Source organism: Streptomonospora nanhaiensis (assembly GCF_026642255.1).
Classification (GTDB): domain Bacteria; phylum Actinomycetota; class Actinomycetes; order Streptosporangiales; family Streptosporangiaceae; genus Nocardiopsis; species Nocardiopsis tropica.
The window spans coordinates 2,579,718-2,595,415 of the sequence record NZ_CP113264.1 but is presented as its reverse complement, the minus strand read 5'-3'; the positions used below and the strand labels follow the sequence as shown (position 1 = coordinate 2,595,415).

At 70.3% G+C, this 15,698-nt stretch carries 13 protein-coding genes; 7 read left to right on the top strand and 6 right to left on the bottom strand.

Annotated features, from left to right (window positions below; all coding sequences use genetic code 11):
* Nucleotides 1–4: 4 nt before the first annotated feature.
* Nucleotides 5–661, top strand: a complete 657-nt coding sequence (locus OUQ99_RS11190; RefSeq protein ID WP_267949373.1) for an ABC transporter ATP-binding protein — start codon at nt 5–7, stop codon at nt 659–661.
* Between the two features lie 126 nt (nt 662–787).
* Here the strand turns inward: OUQ99_RS11190 and OUQ99_RS11185 are convergent, their stop codons facing one another.
* Nucleotides 788–1,318 carry a GNAT family N-acetyltransferase gene (locus OUQ99_RS11185; protein ID WP_267949372.1) on the bottom strand — a complete coding sequence of 177 codons (531 nt, stop codon included), beginning with the start codon at nt 1,316–1,318 and terminating at the stop codon, nt 788–790.
* 124 nt (nt 1,319–1,442) lie between these two features.
* Between OUQ99_RS11185 and OUQ99_RS11180 the strand changes: the two genes are divergently transcribed.
* The 5 genes from OUQ99_RS11180 to OUQ99_RS11160 all read left to right on the top strand — a co-directional run bounded on the left by OUQ99_RS11180 (nt 1,443) and on the right by OUQ99_RS11160 (nt 5,624).
* Nucleotides 1,443–2,261 (top strand): metallophosphoesterase family protein, encoded by an 819-nt coding sequence (locus tag OUQ99_RS11180; RefSeq protein WP_267949371.1) that lies wholly within the window; start codon nt 1,443–1,445, stop codon nt 2,259–2,261.
* Nucleotides 2,262–2,326: 65 nt separating this feature from the next.
* Nucleotides 2,327–2,743: an SgcJ/EcaC family oxidoreductase gene (locus OUQ99_RS11175; RefSeq protein WP_267949370.1), complete on the top strand. Its 417-nt coding sequence runs from the start codon at nt 2,327–2,329 to the stop codon at nt 2,741–2,743.
* A 292-nt stretch (nt 2,744–3,035) separates the two neighbouring features.
* Nucleotides 3,036–3,452, top strand: a complete 417-nt coding sequence (locus OUQ99_RS11170) for a hypothetical protein (protein WP_267949369.1) — start codon at nt 3,036–3,038, stop codon at nt 3,450–3,452.
* A gap of 222 nt (nt 3,453–3,674) precedes the next feature.
* Nucleotides 3,675–3,989, top strand: a complete 315-nt coding sequence (locus OUQ99_RS11165; protein ID WP_267949368.1) for a contact-dependent growth inhibition system immunity protein — start codon at nt 3,675–3,677, stop codon at nt 3,987–3,989.
* Nucleotides 3,990–4,325: 336 nt separating this feature from the next.
* Nucleotides 4,326–5,624, top strand: a complete 1,299-nt coding sequence (locus OUQ99_RS11160) for a purple acid phosphatase family protein (RefSeq protein WP_267949367.1) — start codon at nt 4,326–4,328, stop codon at nt 5,622–5,624.
* Between the two features lie 92 nt (nt 5,625–5,716).
* On the opposite strand, the gene OUQ99_RS11155 is transcribed toward OUQ99_RS11160, so the two are convergent.
* Together OUQ99_RS11155 and OUQ99_RS11150 are read right to left on the bottom strand one after the other, a co-directional pair.
* Nucleotides 5,717–9,424, bottom strand: a complete 3,708-nt coding sequence (locus OUQ99_RS11155) for a caspase, EACC1-associated type (RefSeq protein WP_267949366.1) — start codon at nt 9,422–9,424, stop codon at nt 5,717–5,719.
* Nucleotides 9,421–9,813: a hypothetical protein gene (locus OUQ99_RS11150; protein ID WP_267949365.1), complete on the bottom strand. Its 393-nt coding sequence runs from the start codon at nt 9,811–9,813 to the stop codon at nt 9,421–9,423. Before OUQ99_RS11150 ends, OUQ99_RS11155 begins: the two co-directional genes overlap by 4 nt.
* Before the next feature lie 262 nt (nt 9,814–10,075).
* Between OUQ99_RS11150 and OUQ99_RS11145 the strand changes: the two genes are divergently transcribed.
* On the top strand, nt 10,076–11,044 hold the full coding sequence (locus tag OUQ99_RS11145; protein WP_267949364.1) for an HNH endonuclease: 969 nt from the start codon (nt 10,076–10,078) through the stop codon (nt 11,042–11,044).
* A gap of 244 nt (nt 11,045–11,288) precedes the next feature.
* On the opposite strand, the gene OUQ99_RS11140 is transcribed toward OUQ99_RS11145, so the two are convergent.
* From OUQ99_RS11140 to OUQ99_RS11130, 3 genes are all read right to left on the bottom strand, one after another.
* Nucleotides 11,289–12,317, bottom strand: a complete 1,029-nt coding sequence (locus tag OUQ99_RS11140; RefSeq protein WP_267949363.1) for an alpha/beta hydrolase — start codon at nt 12,315–12,317, stop codon at nt 11,289–11,291.
* Between the two features lie 303 nt (nt 12,318–12,620).
* On the bottom strand, nt 12,621–15,188 hold the full coding sequence (locus OUQ99_RS11135) for a hypothetical protein (RefSeq protein ID WP_267949362.1): 2,568 nt from the start codon (nt 15,186–15,188) through the stop codon (nt 12,621–12,623).
* Nucleotides 15,169–15,678: a hypothetical protein gene (locus OUQ99_RS11130; RefSeq protein ID WP_267949361.1), complete on the bottom strand. Its 510-nt coding sequence runs from the start codon at nt 15,676–15,678 to the stop codon at nt 15,169–15,171. The genes OUQ99_RS11135 and OUQ99_RS11130 overlap by 20 nt, the downstream gene beginning before the upstream one ends.
* Between the last annotated feature and the right edge of the window lie 20 nt (nt 15,679–15,698).

Genomic DNA, 15,698 nt, shown 5'->3' with positions numbered 1-15,698 from the left:
CACCATGATCACCGCCGAGAACCTCGCCAAGTCCTTCGGGGACCGTGTCCTGTGGCAGGGCCTGGACCTGACCGTCGAGGCCGGGCAGACGGTCGCCCTCGTCGGGGCCAGCGGCTCGGGCAAGACCACCCTGCTCAACTGCCTGGGCCTGCTCGACAGGCCCAGCGGCGGCCGGATCCTCTACGAGGGCGCCGACCTGACCCGCCTGGGGTCGGGAGGGCGGCGGCGCTTCCGGCGCGACAGGCTCGGCTACCTCTTCCAGGACTACGCGCTCATCGAGAACGCCACGGTCCGGACCAACCTGGACGTGGCACGGCGGCGCGGCGCCCGGCCCGGCCACGCCGCGGCGCTGGAGCGGGTCGGCCTGGCCGGGCGGGAGGGCGAGGTGGTGCACCGCCTGTCCGGCGGCGAGCGGCAGCGCGTCGCCCTGGCCCGCCTGCTCGTCAAGCGGCCGTCCCTGGTGCTGGCCGACGAGCCGACGGGGGCTCTGGACGCGGACAACGCGGCGATGGTGGTGGAGGTCCTGCGGCAACTGGGCCGCGAGGGGTGCGCGGTGGTGGTCGCCACCCACAACGACGGGGTGCGGGCGGCGTGCGACAGGGCCTTCGACGTGGGGACGGGGCGGGAGGCGGCGCCGTCCGGCCCCGCCTCTCCCCCGTGATCTTGTACTTATAGACGGTGTGGGCGCCCACACCGTCTATAAGTACAAGATCATCCAGGTCAGGGCCCCTCACGTCCCACCAGATACCGTTCCGGTCAGCCCACTATCGGAACCGGAGGGCGCCGCTCAGCCCTGGGCGACCGCCTGCGGAGCGGAGGGCGCGGAGGCCGCCCGGTCCGGCAGCGCGAGCGCGTAGGTCAGCAGGTCGACCCCGGGCACCGGGGTCCAGTCGCGTTCGGGCGTGCGGACGAACCCGTGGGCCCGGTAGAGGGACTGCGCCGCGAGCATCGGGGGCTGCGTGGACAGGACCACCCGGGACGCCCCCCGCTCCGAGGCCAGGGCGACCACCGCGCGCACCAGGGCGCGGCCCACACCGCGGCCCTGGGCGTCGGGCACCACCGCGAACGCCCGTACCTCCGCCTCCTCGGGCCCGCGAGCGATCTCGCTGGACTCCGACCACGGGACGAGCAGGACGGTGCCCACGACCCGATCCCCCTCGACGGCCACGAGCACCTCGCCCCGGCCGTCGGACCCCAGCGCCCGGAGCGAGTCCGTGTAGGGGTCCCCCTCCTCCAGCAGCCCCAGGTCCCGGTAGGCCGCGACCCGCAGTTCCCCGACCGCCGCCATCTCCTCCGGCAGCGCCTCACGCACGTTCATGGGAGCAGTCAAGCAGAGGCCGGGGACAGTCCTTTGCCCGGCCCGGGTCCGGGCCGCCCGCCCGAAAGACCGCCCGGGTGTGTAGGGTGTCGCCGATCCACGACCACCGAAGGGGACGGTGACGATGAGCCTGGTCGCCATCAGTGACCTGCACGTCCGGCACGCCGACAACCGCGCCTTCACCGAGGCCCTGCGGCCCGCGTCCGACGACGACTGGCTCCTGGTCGCCGGCGACGTCGCCGAGACCTCGGACGACATCCTGTGGGCCATGGAGCTGCTGAGCGGGCGCTTCTCCACGGTGGTGTGGACCCCCGGCAACCACGAGCTGTGGACCTCCCCGCGCGACCCGGTCCAGCTGCGCGGCGAAGCCCGCTACCTGCACCTCGTCGAGGCGCTGCGCGGCCTGGGCGTGCACACCCCCGAAGACCCCTACCCGGTGTGGCCGGGCCCCGACGGGCCGGTCGTCGTCGCCCCGCTGTTCGTCCTGTACGACTACACCTTCCGTCCCGAGGGCGCCCGCACCAAGGAGGAGGCGCTCGCCGTCGCCCACGCGTCCGGGGTCGTGTGCACCGACGAGTACCTGCTGCACCCCGACCCCCACCCGAGCCGCGACGAGTGGTGCCGCGCCCGGCTGGACTACACGCGCAAGCGCCTCGACGCCCTCGACCCCGCCGCCCCCACCGTCCTGGTCAACCACTTCCCCCTGGTCCGCGAACCCACCCGCGTCCTGCACTACCCCGAGTTCGCCCAGTGGTGCGGCACCGAGGCCACCGCCGACTGGCACACGCGCTACCGCGCCCGCGCCGTCGTCTACGGCCACCTGCACATCCCGCGCACCATCGTCGTGGACGGCGTGCCCCACATCGAGGTCTCCCTCGGCTACCCCCGCGAGTGGGGACCGCGCCCGAAGCCTCCGGAGGGGCCCCGGCCGGTCCTGCCCTGAGGCGGGGGGCGGGGGCGGGGCGGGCTCCTTGACATGAACAAAAGTTGAGCTTCTAGGTTCGCCCCATGGACACCACGAGCACGACCCTCCCCGACCGCGACACCGACGAGCGGCGCATCCGCGACCTCGTCGCCCGGGCGGACCTGGCCCAGAACGACCCCGTCGCACTCCCTGCGCTGCACACCTCCGACGTCGTGATCGTCAACTTCGGCGGGCGGCGGCTCTTCGGCCTGGAGGCCTTCACCTCCGCCATGACCGAAGCCCTCGCCACACCCCTCAAGGACGTCCGGACGGCCCTGCGGGTCGACGACATCCGCTTCGTCGCGCGAGACGTCGCCCACGTCAGCCTGACCAAGACCGTCTTCGACGGGCGCCCCGAGGCGGAGTCCTCCGCTCCCCTGGAAGGCGTCATGTCCTACCTCCTGGTCCGCGAGGGCGACGACTGGCGCATCTCCCTCGCCCAGACCACGCCGGTGGTCTGAGGGTTCGGTCGGGCGGGCGGGCCGGGTGCCGGTGAGCGGCGGACTGCCGAAGGTCCGAACGGACCACTCCACTCCTGGCGGAGAGGCTCGCGGCGAACCACCCACCACCCCCTTCGGGCCGAAGAACATACGGCCCTGACCGGTCAGGTCACCGGCTCCCCGCTCCTGGTCTGCGTCGAGATGAAATGCCGCCTCAGGGAAAAATTCCTATCATCGATCTCGGCAAGGGAAGCACACAGGACTTCGACGCCTCAAGCTCGAGGCAGACAACCGAAAACCGAGACGAGTAGCCGTGGTGAGCAACCAGCCGGACCCGGCCCATGCCATGTCTCGCGGAGAGGCATGGGAAGACCTTGGCCTGGAAAGATCCGGATCGAGGCCGAAGTTCGACCGTCTGACAGACACAGCCGTACTTTACTTTCCGATACACAAGGAAGGAGTCGCGATCGGCTACCTCTGGGCCTCTGTGGACGGGAAGGCAGCAAATTTCCTTAGCCTTCAGTCAGCCGACACAGAAGCAAGGAATGAAAAAAGTGTGTGGGTACGCCGACTCCTCCAGGCAAAAAGGGATGGTCTGACATCCATCGAAGCCCTCGAGAGATGGCTTAGAAACCCCTCGGGCAAGCAAGGTGGAAGAATACCTCCGGACAGCCACCCCCAAAAAGCCAAAAACCTCCAGGAACTCCAGGACACAGCAAACTCACAATGAGAAGCGGGCACGCGATCCACGGCAGCCGGCCAAGCAACACAGCATGCAGTCATGCTTCCATTGTCAAACAATGAAGGACCGACCGAAAAGTTCTTGGTCGATCAAACTTCGGCCCGACACGCGCCACCGCGGGGGTCGGCCATGTTCCGAGATGAAGCATCTCCCCCGAAAACCCCAGATCCCGCCACCACATTTTTCCCACTCCAAGCCGCCAGGAGTTCCATGGAAACCCCAGAAGAAAAATATAAGAATCTCAGCTATCTCTTCAACTGCTATCTACACCAAGACTGGACCATCGAGGGAGAGAATCTATCCGAAGTATTCGATAGCAGCCAGGCCCTCCAGAATCTCTCAGGTGGAATCCAGAGAGAAGCAGAAACCCTCTTGGCAGAAGAGTACGACAACCAGTTCTTGGACGATATATTCTTCGGACAGTGGGGAGCAGGTTACGAACCCGAGGCGGACGGGCTCGATGACTGGCAGCACGTCCTGAAGGAGATCGTCCGCTACTGCGACCGCTACACCGAAGTCGAATAACGCCTGTTCTCAGCATTCCGAGCTGATGCGCTCCGTCCCGAACGGTTGCCGTCTCCGGAACGCGCAGGTCGCCCCACGGCTCGGGCCTGATGCACGCCCTGGTCACGCCCGACCCGGCGCTGCACGTGCGTCTCGCCTCCGACGGAGCGTTGAACGAACGCCGGACACGGGGCGACGCCCGGCAAGCGGCGCCGGTGATCGAGTTCCGTATGTCCGCCGCGACGGATTTCCGCCTCTCACCTGGGTAGGGGCCGGATACGACGCCCCTCCCCGGACCGGCCCGCCGCCTCCCCGCCCCGCGGTCCCGGACCGCCGGAAGAAAGGACAGGTACCTCCATGCCCACCGCTCCACCCCGCCCCGCTCCGGGCCGCGTGCCGACGGCCCTGTGCGGGACCCTTCTCGTGACAGGGCTGTGCGCCTGTACCCCCCAGGCCACGGCCGAACAGCCCGTCGACCGCGTCCTCCTCTCCCCCACAGCCGATCCCGGCACCTCCCAGACGGTGACCTGGCACGCGTCCGGAGCGGAGGAGTCCTTCCTGGAGATCGGGCCCGACGACGGTTCGGAGGAGACCGTGCGAGTCGACGGCAGCCCGACCGGAGGCGACGAACCGGGTTCCACCTTCGCGGCCACGGCCACCGGCCTCGAACCGGACACCGCCTACCGCTACCGGATCGGCGCGATCGGCGCCGGTGAGGGCTCGGAGGAGGAGACCGGGGACTGGCGCACCTTCACCACCGCGGCGGAGGGGGCGGAGCCCTTCAGCTTCCTGTACTTCGGCGACATCCAGAACGACATCACCGAGGACGCGGCCCCCGTCGTCCGGGCCGGGCTGGAGGCGGCGCCCGACGCCGAGCTGGCCGTGCACTCCGGGGACCTCATCGACGACGCCGACAGCACTTCCCAGTGGGACGAGTGGTTCGACGCCTTCGGGGAGGCGTCCGGGAGCATGAACCACGTGGCCACGCCGGGCAACCACGAGTACGACGACGGTCTGAGCCGGCACTGGGGCCCGCAGTTCCCCGGCGCCGGCAACGGCCCTGAACAGGGCGCGGACCTGGCCGGAACCGCCTATCACACCGACTACCAGGGGGTGCGGTTCGTGGTGCTCAACTCCAACTACCGGGAGGCCGCCCCGGAGGCCCCCGAGCGGTGGCTGGAGACGCAGCGGGACTGGCTGGACCGGGTGCTGACCGACAACCCCCACCCGTGGACCGTGGTCACCTTCCACCACCCGGTCTTCTCCAGCGACCCCGAACGCGACAACGGGCCGCTGCGCGAGGCGTGGCTGCCGGTCCTGGAGGAGCACGACGTGGACCTGGTCCTGCAGGGCCACGACCACTCCTACACCCGGGGCGTCCTGGCCGAGGGCGAGGACGGCGGCTCCGGCGCTCACACCGGCCCGGTCTACGTGGTCTCGGTGGCCGGACCCAAGACCTACGACGCCGGCGAGGACAACTGGACCGACAACGGCGCCCGGGTCCAGGTGCAGCGTGAGGACACCCAGACCTTCCAGCACGTCGCGGTGGACGGCGACACCCTGGAGTACCGGGCCCGCACCGCCGACGGCGAGACGGTGGACGCCTTCACCATCGTCCAGGACGGGGACGGCAAGCGCGTCACCGACGGTTCCTGAGCGGAGATGAGACCTTCTCCGCCCCAGGGGCACACACTCTTCGGACACACCCGTGCGCACCGCCCTGGCCGGGCGCCGCCCGGCTGAATCCGCTATAAGGCCATGAGCTCCCCGGCCACCACCTCGGGCTCCGCCAGGCACCGCCACTCCGGAACGCGTACGGTGCGCAGACCGGACACCGACGCGAACAGGGCCGCCCTGTCCAAGGTGCGTTGCAGCGTGCGCCCCGGTGCGGGCGTGGCGGTGGCGCCGGGCCTGGGGCGGTCGATCACCACGGCGATGTCCCCGTCCTTCCCTGGCACCAGCAGATCACAGGCATAACCCTCGACGCGGTGGCCGGCCCTGGGCGAGGACGCACTGTTGGTGAGGGCCTCGAACAGCAGGCCCGCAGCCTCGTCCAGGCCAGGAGCGGTTCCGCTCGCAGCCTCTGTCACCAGGTCGGACAGCAGTCCTCCCTGTTCGGCCCAGTACCCCCGGTCGCCCACGACGTAGAGGCGCGAGCGCGCCCGGGTGACCGCGACGTTCCACAGGTTCTGCTGCTGTAGCGCCCACCTCCCGCTGTGCCGGTTCACGCCCTCGGCCGCGGCGGGCGAGACCACGACCACGTCCCGCTCCCCGCCCTGGAAGCGGTGCGCCGTGCCCACCCTGATCCTCTCGGCTGCCTCTTCCCCCAGCTTCTTCTCGATCCAGCGGACCTGGGCGGTGAAGGGTGAGACCACGCCGATGGTCGCCTCCGGCGGGAGCGTCCGCCAGAGCCGGCGCAGCAGGGCGAGTACCTCCTCCGCCTCGTCCCGGTTGAGGCAGGAGCGCCCGCCCGGCCGCTCGCAGGCGCCCCGCACGTCGATCCACTGGACAGCCCGGTCGCCGGGGGCGGCCAGAGCGGTGGTGTCGGTGCGCACCGCGAGCCGGTCACCGTAGAAGCGCCGGTTCACCGGAGCGACGATGTCGGGGTGGCAGCGGTAGTGCTCGTCGAGCCAGAGCACCTCGCCTCCGCCCGCCACCAGTGCGGAGGCGGCAGCGTGGTAGGCGGAGGAGCCGGTGAAGGCCAGGGAGCGCTCCCCCATCTCGGCCTCGGGGAGCCCGTGGACCGCCTGGATCCTGCGGTCTTCCTGACCGGTCATGGGGTTGACCGGCTGGAGCTGGTGCGGGTCACCGATCACCAGTGCCCGCCGGGACCGGTACAGCAGTGGAACGAGATCGGCGACGGTGCACTGGCTGGCCTCGTCGACCACCACCAGGTCGAACAACTTCGGTTCCGGCGGGAAGACCCCGCGCACCGATCGGGACGTGGTGGCCCAGGCCGGTACGGTGCGCACCAGCTTTTTCATGCCCTTCCAGCCGTTCTGCCCCGAGGCGAGGTCGCGCAGCCTGCCCTCCACGACGGTGTGGCCCCTGCGCAGCGACTCGGCGACCCGGCCCAGCAGGAACTCCCTGCTCGCCTCGCGCCGCTCTTCTCGTAGGCCGTTGATCCGGGCTACCGCTGCCTCAGGACGCACCCCCTCCCCCACCCGCTCGCGCAGCTCCCGCCACTCCCCCTCCGTGGTGAGGAAGGCAAGGATCTCCGAGAGTTCCCCGTCCGTCCCCGCGATACGGAGCCCCCGCCTGGTCAGCAGGCGGTGCCACCAGCCGGTCCACCGGGACTCCAGCGCCGCCTCGGTGCGGCGGGTCCACCGGCGCAGTTCCCGGGGCCCGCCGAAGACGTCCGGACCGACCCCGCCGGGCAGGTCCCGCACCTGCCGGTTGCGCGTGCCCGCCAGCGCCGCAAGCCTCCGCTCCGCTTCCTCCGCGACGGCCAGCTCGTGCTGGGCCGTCCCCACTCCGCGATGGTGGACCACGAGTCGGGCCTGCGCGGTGGCCGTGTCGGCGGGTTCCCATTCGGCGGCCAGGAGCCCGTTGAGGATCTCCGGCTCGGCGGCCCGGCGCTCCTGGTTCCCGGTGCGCACGACCAGGTCGGCACCGGGAGCGAGTCGGTTGACCCTCTCGACCACCTCGTCCACGGCCGTGTTGTTGGTGGAGGCCACCAGGACCGACTGCCCGGCCGCGACGGCGGTGGTGACCACGGACGTGATGAGTTCGCTCTTCCCCGTGCCTGGGGCGCCTGTGGCCACGGTCATGACCTGCCCCATGGCCGAGGCCAGGATCTCCTCCTGTGCGGCGTTGCTGCGACCGGTGACCACGGGCAGAGCGGTCCCGGAACCGCTGACCGCGTGGCGGAAATCGGACAGGGCCGCAAGCGCCGTACCCGCGAGGGCATCAACCCGGATCCCCTTGCCCCGGTGGTCGAGATCGCCGACGAGCTGTTTGACGGCCGCTCCCGCGGGGTCGCCGCGGTAGAGGACGGCGGCGTTCTGCGCTCCGCGCCGCGCACCGCGGCGCACGTCCAGCGAACTGCGCAGTTCACCGGCGACGAGGTCGTCCACACGGGCCAGCCGGAGCCGGTCGCAGACCGTGCGCGCCTTGTCTGCGAGGCCGGAGACCTCTCCCCCGTCCCAGTCGACCTCGAACCAGGTGACCAGTTCCTCGATGTCGCTCTCGTCCAGGCCGGCCGCGGAGATCAAGAGTTCGCGGTTCAGCTCCGGCTCGCCGACGGGCACCAGGTAGTGCCCGTCGGACTCCTCAGCCATCTCCACGTCCATCACGAACAGCGGGGCGAGCTTGGCCTTCCTGCCGCTGCCGCGGTCGGACCGCACGGGGTCGAAGAGCACCGCCGGGTAGCCGTAGCGCAGCGGACGGCCCTCCTTCACCGCTTCCCGCGCAAGGGTCTCGGCGCGGCCGGTCAGCCGCCACCGGCCCTCCGCCCGGCTGAGAAGGACCTCCGAGTCCATCTCACAGACGGCCGCGTCCCGGCCGCTGGCGTCGGGCAGCTGCTGCAGGACGCTCTGCCGGACCAGGCAGTCGCGCAGATAGTCCAGGTAGCCCGACCAGGTCCATTCGGCGGGCCGCTCACCACGGGCCCGCGGCTGTTCCGCGCCGGCCCCGCGCGCCTCGGCCCCCTCCGCACCCGCCGCGCCGACCCGGTCGGTCCTGCCGGAGGCCCCCGGCAGGTCGGCCGCGGTGGCCGATCCCGTGTGCCGGGCCAGAACCAGCGATCCGCGTACACCGAGGGAGGACACGGTGACACGCTGGCCGTCCACGTGGTCCACCTCGCGGTGCGCGTACTGGTAGAGGTCGACCGCGTCGATCCACCCGTCGCCGTTGGCGTCCGACGCGGCGCCGCCGAGGCCCCGCACGACCGCCTCGCTGAAGGGCGAGGGCCGTGTCCCCGACGCGTTGTCGCCCTCCCTCGCCAGTTCCAGGGCCCCGGACGCGGCGATGACGTAGGTGCCCGCGCCATCGCTGAGCTGACGCTCCAGGTCGAGCGGTTCCGCCTCCTCACCGGCGGAGCGGGTGGCGAACCCGTCGGCGAAGGCACCGCCGTGGCAGCAGTCGAGCAGCAGCACCTTGCTCCGCATACGGGAGTCCTCCAGCAAGCGCTTGAGGACCTCGGCGGAGAGCGCGGTGGTCTCCAGCCTCTTGCGGCGGGTGTCCCGCAGGGCCAGGTGCAGCCGACCCCTCTTGTCCTTGACCCCGTGCCCGGAGAAGGAGATGAGCAGGAGGTCGTCGGGCTTGCCCTCCGACAGCGCCGCCTCCAGCACCTCCATCGCCTCGTCGCGCGTCGGGTCGAGGAGCGCCTCGACCCTGGTGTAGTGGCCGTTGTGCTTCAGGACCCGTTCGAGCGCCCGGACGTCCTCGTACGGCGAACGCAGGTCGTCGAGGTCCTCGTAGCGGTTGACGCCCAGGAGAATCGCGGTACGCCTCACGCGTCGCCCTTCCCGGATTCGACAGCGGGGGCGGACCCACCGTCGCGCAGGGCCCGGACGTAGCCCTCCACCTCGCCGGGCGCCACCCTCCCCTGCACGGTGACCTTGGCTCCCTCGACCTCCACCGTCACCGACCGCTGGCCGCTCTGTTCCAACCAGGTCCCGACGAGCGAGACGACCGCCGTGAGCACGGGTTTGAGCAGCATCCCGGTGACCAGCACGGCGCCGGCCACGGCAGCGGGGTCCGCCGACCGGGTCCCGGAGACGGCCCCTCCCTCCAGCGGCCGGACCTCGTCGACGTCCAGGTCCTCGAGCAGGAGCACCAGGTCACGTGTGTGCCGGTCCGCCTCCTCCGCCGTGACGTCGTCCTCGAAGCCGACCCTGGCCACCAACGCACTCTGCCGCACCCGCACACGCTCCCGTCCCCCGGAGAGGACCGCTCGGTCACGGCCCGCTGCCACTCCGCCACGCACGTTCTACCAGCAGAGGCCCGGCCGTGACCGGGACTTCGGTCCCCTGGCCGCTTCCGGCCATCCGGAGCCGATCCGCGCGGCCGTCTTCCAGGGCCTTCGCACACGCACTTCCGCCACCGGATGCGGCAACCCCGCTCACCGGCACACGCCGGTAAATACCTGCTCCACAATGTCGGACATGAAGGCTTTTGTCGGAGTCACTGACAAGTCCTGGGCCGATTTCCTCGCCCAGCGCCCCCACCTGGAGGAGATCAACTTCTGGCGCCCCTCAGGGAAGAGTTTCAAAGCGCTCTCCCCCGGTGACCTGTTCCTGTTCAAGACCCACAAGCCGCACGACCGGATCGTGGGCGGCGCCCTCCTCAGCGGGTTCGCGCTCGTCCCCCTGTCCGAGGCATGGGCGGCCTTCGGCGAAGGCAACGGCAGGAGCAGCCTGTCCGCGGTGCGCGAGGCGATCAACGTGTACCGAGCGAAGAACAAGATGCCGCCCATCCTCCCCGGGGAAGACCCGCTCATCGGCTGCATCATGCTGCGCGCCCCGGTGTTCCTGCCGGAAGACGAGACCTTCGGCCCTCCCCCGGACTGGTCCTACGGTCTCGTTCAGGGAAAGACCTACAAGGACATCACCAGCTCCGAGCACACCGACTACTTCGCCCCCATCGTCGACCGTGTTTTCGCGCGGAGCCCCGCGGAGACCCTCGTCGACGACGAGACCACCGTGACGACCACTTGGGAACACCACGGCCCCATGTTCGGCGAAGCCCGCCCCACCCGCCGTCGCATGGGTCAGGGAGCGTTCAAGCTGGCGTTGTTGGACGCCTATGAAGGCCAGTGCGCCATCTCCGGCCGACGCGTACGTCCGGTGCTGGAGGCCGCTCACATCCACCCGGTCTCCCAGGGAGGACTGCACCGGCTCGACAACGGAATGCTCCTGAGATCTGATGTGCACACCCTCTTCGACCTGGGGTACATCGGCATCAGTCCGAAGATGCAGGTGCGAGTGAGCCCCCGCCTGCACAAGGACTTTCCGGACACCGAGGAGTACACGGAGCTGGCAGACAAGGCCGTCTTCCTTCCCAGGGAAAAGACGGACCGCCCCGCCCCTGACGCCCTTGCCTGGCACCTGGACAAGGTCTTCAAAGCAGCCTGATACTCAGAGTCCACCGCGACCTCCGCTCCCCTCGTCGATCGTGTGGACCACCGCGGCAGAACCACCGGTCGGCAGTCACCCCGTGAGAAGGAACGCCGTTGGTTCCGGCCGCTCTGGTCCGCACCTGTACAACCTCGGTCAGAGACCCGGAAGCACCTCGTGGTCGTGGCCGGACGGGTCTGTGGAGATGTATCCGCGGGTGCCCGGCCAGTGGCCGGTGCCCCGTACGGCGTTGGCGCGCGGTTCACCGACGCCCACGGCGACCCGTGGTGGTCACCGCTGGCCGAATGAGGTGCCTGCGCAGGAATTCGTCCACGGTCGCGAATCCGAAGGTGGTCCGCACCGCCCCGGCGTCGGGCTCGGCCGTACGGCGCCGCACGGCTCGGGCCGCCCCTTCCAGCTCCAGGCGGCCGTCGTCCATCACCGCCGCGGGCTGTCCGTCGAGACCGCCCGCCTCGTTGAGGAACCCGTGCTTGTAGCCGTCGAGGAGGTAGAGCTCGCTCGACGCGCCCGCAGCGGCCAGGGCCTCGTGCAGGAGTTCGCTCTGCCTGTACGAGACCAGGTCGTCGACGGTCCCGTGGGAGAGCTGGAACGGTGGTGCGTCGACGTGGACCCACGTCAGAGGGCAGGCGTACCGCGCCGCGTCCACCAGCTCGGCCGGATCTCCGCCCAGCAGCCGACCCTCCGGAGAGGATGCGGCGTCCGTGTCCGGGCGCCCGGACTGGGCCTCGGCGACCACGACGGCCAGGTCCACGGGGGCGTAGGAGGCGACGACGGCCTGCACCGACGGGTCGCCGCCGGTGTCCTCCTCGTCGACCAGGGCAGCAATGTGGCCGGTCAGGCCCGCCAGCGCGGCCAGATGGCCGCCGGCGGAGCCGCCCCACACCCCGATCGCCCACAGGTCGAGTCCGAGTCTTTCCGCGTGCGTGCGCAGGAAGCGGATCGCGGCCCGCACGTCGTGCAGCTGGGCGGGGAAGGACGCCTGATCGGAGAGCCGGTAGTCGATGCTCGCGAAGGCGTATCCGCTGGCGCGCACCCTGCGTACGAGATCCGGTGCCTGGGTGCGGTCACCGGCGTACCAACCGCCCCCGTGCACCCAGAGCACGACCGGCACGGGACGTTCGGCGGAGGCCGACCGGTACAGGTCGAGCAGGAGGTCGCCGGTGTCGCGCCGCGCGAAGACGAATCCGGTGTCGACCGCGACCCGGCAGGAGGACGTCGAGGCGGTGTCGGGGGCAGAGTCCGCAGAAGGGGGCGTGGAAGCATGGCTCATACCGTCCATGGTGCTGTGTGCGAGGACCTGTGACACCACGGGCAGGGCACGACTTCCCGCCGAACCGTGATCGCCCTCGAAGGGGACCGCTGTCCTCAACCGCCCTGTCCTGAACGGTGAACAGGCAGGTTCACGGGGCCACGGACGTCGTCTCCCCCACTGCGGGCCCCGAGCCGGATACGGTTTTCTCCGCGGATGACCGGCGCTGAGCCGAACGGTCCCTCGAACTCCGCGACCGACGGTGCGGCCGCGTTCCCGGGGGGTGTGAATCGGGGCCGTGCCGGAGGGCACCGGGAGCCCGGTTCAGTTCCGGTAGCAATAGGAGTTCAGCGCGGCGAAGACCCGTGTGTGGGGCACACCGGGCTCGTCGAGCACGACCCGCCCGAATGCGGCCAGGACGGGGTCGCGGCTCGAGGCCAGAATGACGGCCCCGGCCTCGACATCGTGGGAGATCAGCGCGGGATCAGTGTCGTCCGCTGTCAGGTTCTGGCTCTCCAAGCCCTGCTCGCACGCCTGCTCCCGACCCACCGTCGAGGACTCCACCTGCGCCAGCAGAGGGGGCTTGCGTTCTGCTGCGATGGGCGTGATCTCGTTGGGCAGGCTCTCGACCACGGCCGACCCGAGAACGGTCACCGTGGCCACGACCGCCGCCAAGACTCCGATGACGTGCCGTCTCCTCCGGGGAGCGGCGATATCCGGCTCCTCGGAGGTCGGTCTGCGCCGTTCGATCGCCGAGCGCACCCGTGAACCCGCGGCGGCCCCTCCCCCACACAGCGCCAGGAGCACGGGGAGGCCCCACAGGAGGAACACCGGTTCGGCGTACCCGGTGAGCACGGCTCCTCCCACGGCAGCCGCGCACTCGGAGGGTGACCTGGTCGCCAGGCACAGCAAGCCCTCGAAAACAGTGCCGTAGACGAGCGGCTCCAACGCCAGCACGGTGAAGACGAGGACGGCGGCCACGCACGGGCCCGCGCCCCGCAGGCGCGGACCTCCGGACCAGGCTCCCAGCGCGACGCTCACGGCCACGGCCGCCAGCCAGACAGGGAGCAGGAATACGAAGCGGAGCGCGTACCCGCCGTCGGCAGCCAAGACGACCCCCAAAGGAAGCAGGACACCGTACACGGCGGAGAGAGCGCATCCGGCGACGACCGGCACCAAGGGGTGCCGGGCGATCCCCCGGAGACGCGCCCTGCGCACCAGGCCGCCGAAAGCGAACAGCATCGCGCATCCCACCGCCACGTGGAAGCGCACGTCGGTGACGAGCGCGACCAGCGGAAGGACGACCGGTGCGAGCCCGCCTCCCTCGAACGCCATGGGGATGCCCGCGTGGAGGTAGACCCACACCCCGAATCCGCAGCCGAAGACGACCGCACCGCAGGCCATCCCGAGTAGGCACAGCATCCGCTCCCGGCCCTCGGCGGCCAGCCATGCCCTACCGCTCAGGGCCGCCCACCTCAGGAACAGCAGACACACGCACCACAGCACCAAGCCCGACACCAGAGCCGCCAGAGGGTTGCTCAGGAGCAGGTAGACCCACCAGGTCCCGGGTTGGGCGGGTGGCAGGTGAGCGATGAGCACTCCACCGGCCAGTGCCGCGGCCGACCCCGCCCACCGGTGCCGGGCCTCCGGGGCTGCGCGGACCACGTTCCAGACCATCGCCGTCACCAGGGCCCCCACCGGCAGACCCAACACCACGCTGGTGGAGGAGATGCCTCCCAGCCCTCCGGCGGAGGCCATGAACGCCGCGATGCTCAGATGCAGGTGTGCAGCCCCCAGGACGATCCCGGCCGTGACCAGATCCGCGCCGCTGATCGAGGCGGTGAGCCGTCGCGGATCGTCCAGGATGTCCCCTCGGGCACGGTGTGAGGGGTGGTAGTCACGCAGCCCGCGCCACCTGCGCCGTATCAGTGAGCCTTCCCCCGACCATTGCGACTGGGCCAGCAGATGACGCAGGCTTGCACCGATGTGTCCGGCTCCCGCCGCACGAACGTCGGCGTAGTGCTCGCGTGAGCGCAGGACGCGGGCACGCGCCGTCTGCACCAGTACGAGCGTGGCGGCGGTGAGGAGCAGTCCCTGCACGGCGGCGCCGGCCAGTAGGTACCCGCCGGAGGCACTGAAGAAGGTCTCGTAGAGGAAGGCGATCCCGTACAGCGCGAGGGGCCCCGTGTTGACAAGGACGAAGCCCCACCACGAGGACATCGTCAGGTAGGTGATGTCGACGTCCCGGTTGCGCAGATGAGCGGCCTCGTGCCGGATCACCGCCCGAGCACTCTGATCGAGTTCTCCGTCCTTGCGTGGGACCAGCAGGGAGCCGTCAACGGCCATGCGGTACCGTCCGAACGCTCCGAACACGCGTGCGCCGCCCGCGGTCCCCGGAGTGACGAGGATCCTGACGCGTTGACGGGTATTTCCCAGAGCGGCCTCCACCTCTCGCAAAACCGCCCGGGCTCCGCTCTCATCCGGGAGTTCGCCGGGGCGCAGTCGCTTCTCCAGCCGTCGGGGATAGAGCGCGTAGACCAGGACGGTCAGGGCGGCCCACAGCAGTCCGGGGATGACCATCCACAGGGCCGCTGCGCGATCCGCGGCCGCTATACAGTCGGCGTACCCCTCGAAGAGCACCTGGTCGGAGAGTCGGCCGGCGTCAGTGCGTGCCTGCTCGGCACAGACCGCCGCAGCCTCGGTGCCGGTGGGGTCGACACCGAGGACCGGCACGGTCGGCAGGTAGAAGAACCCGATGTACATGGAGCCCACGGCGGCGAGCAGGATGATCAGGAAGAACCGAATACTCGTCGCGCTGGGAAGCAGGAACGGGTCGAACGCCCGGGACGGAGGAGGATCGGTTTCCCGCTCCTCAGCCAGAGGAATCTGCACAGGCACCGTCGTCAGGCCGTTCCGGGGAGGTGAGTTCGGCGATGATGGCCTGCGCCAGGAGTTCGGCCTGCTGCGGTGGCAGGCCCGCTTTCCGGACGTGGTCGTTGACAGAAGCGATGACCGCGGGAACCTGCTCCGGGGAGGGGGCGCGCGCGACGGTGCCGGGTTCGACCTTCGGGCGCCTGCGCACCCGCAGGAGCTGCCCTATTCGCTGCCAACCGCGCTTCCACCACGGTCGGGCCGCGTCGGTGAGCGACTCGACCGCCAGGTCGTGGAGCACGGTGAGCACGATACCGGTGACCACGCCAACGACGATCTCACCGAACCCGAGGGGATTGTCCTCGGACCGGTTGGCCCTGCCGCGTACGAAGTACTCGTCACGGACGCGCGGGTAGGCGTCGATCTCGTCCGGAGCGACACGAGCGACCACGGACCTGGCCACGTCGTCAATGGTGGTGGATCGCCCCGTGGGGGCGGGAATCTCGGGCACCGAGCGTGTCCTCTCCGCCT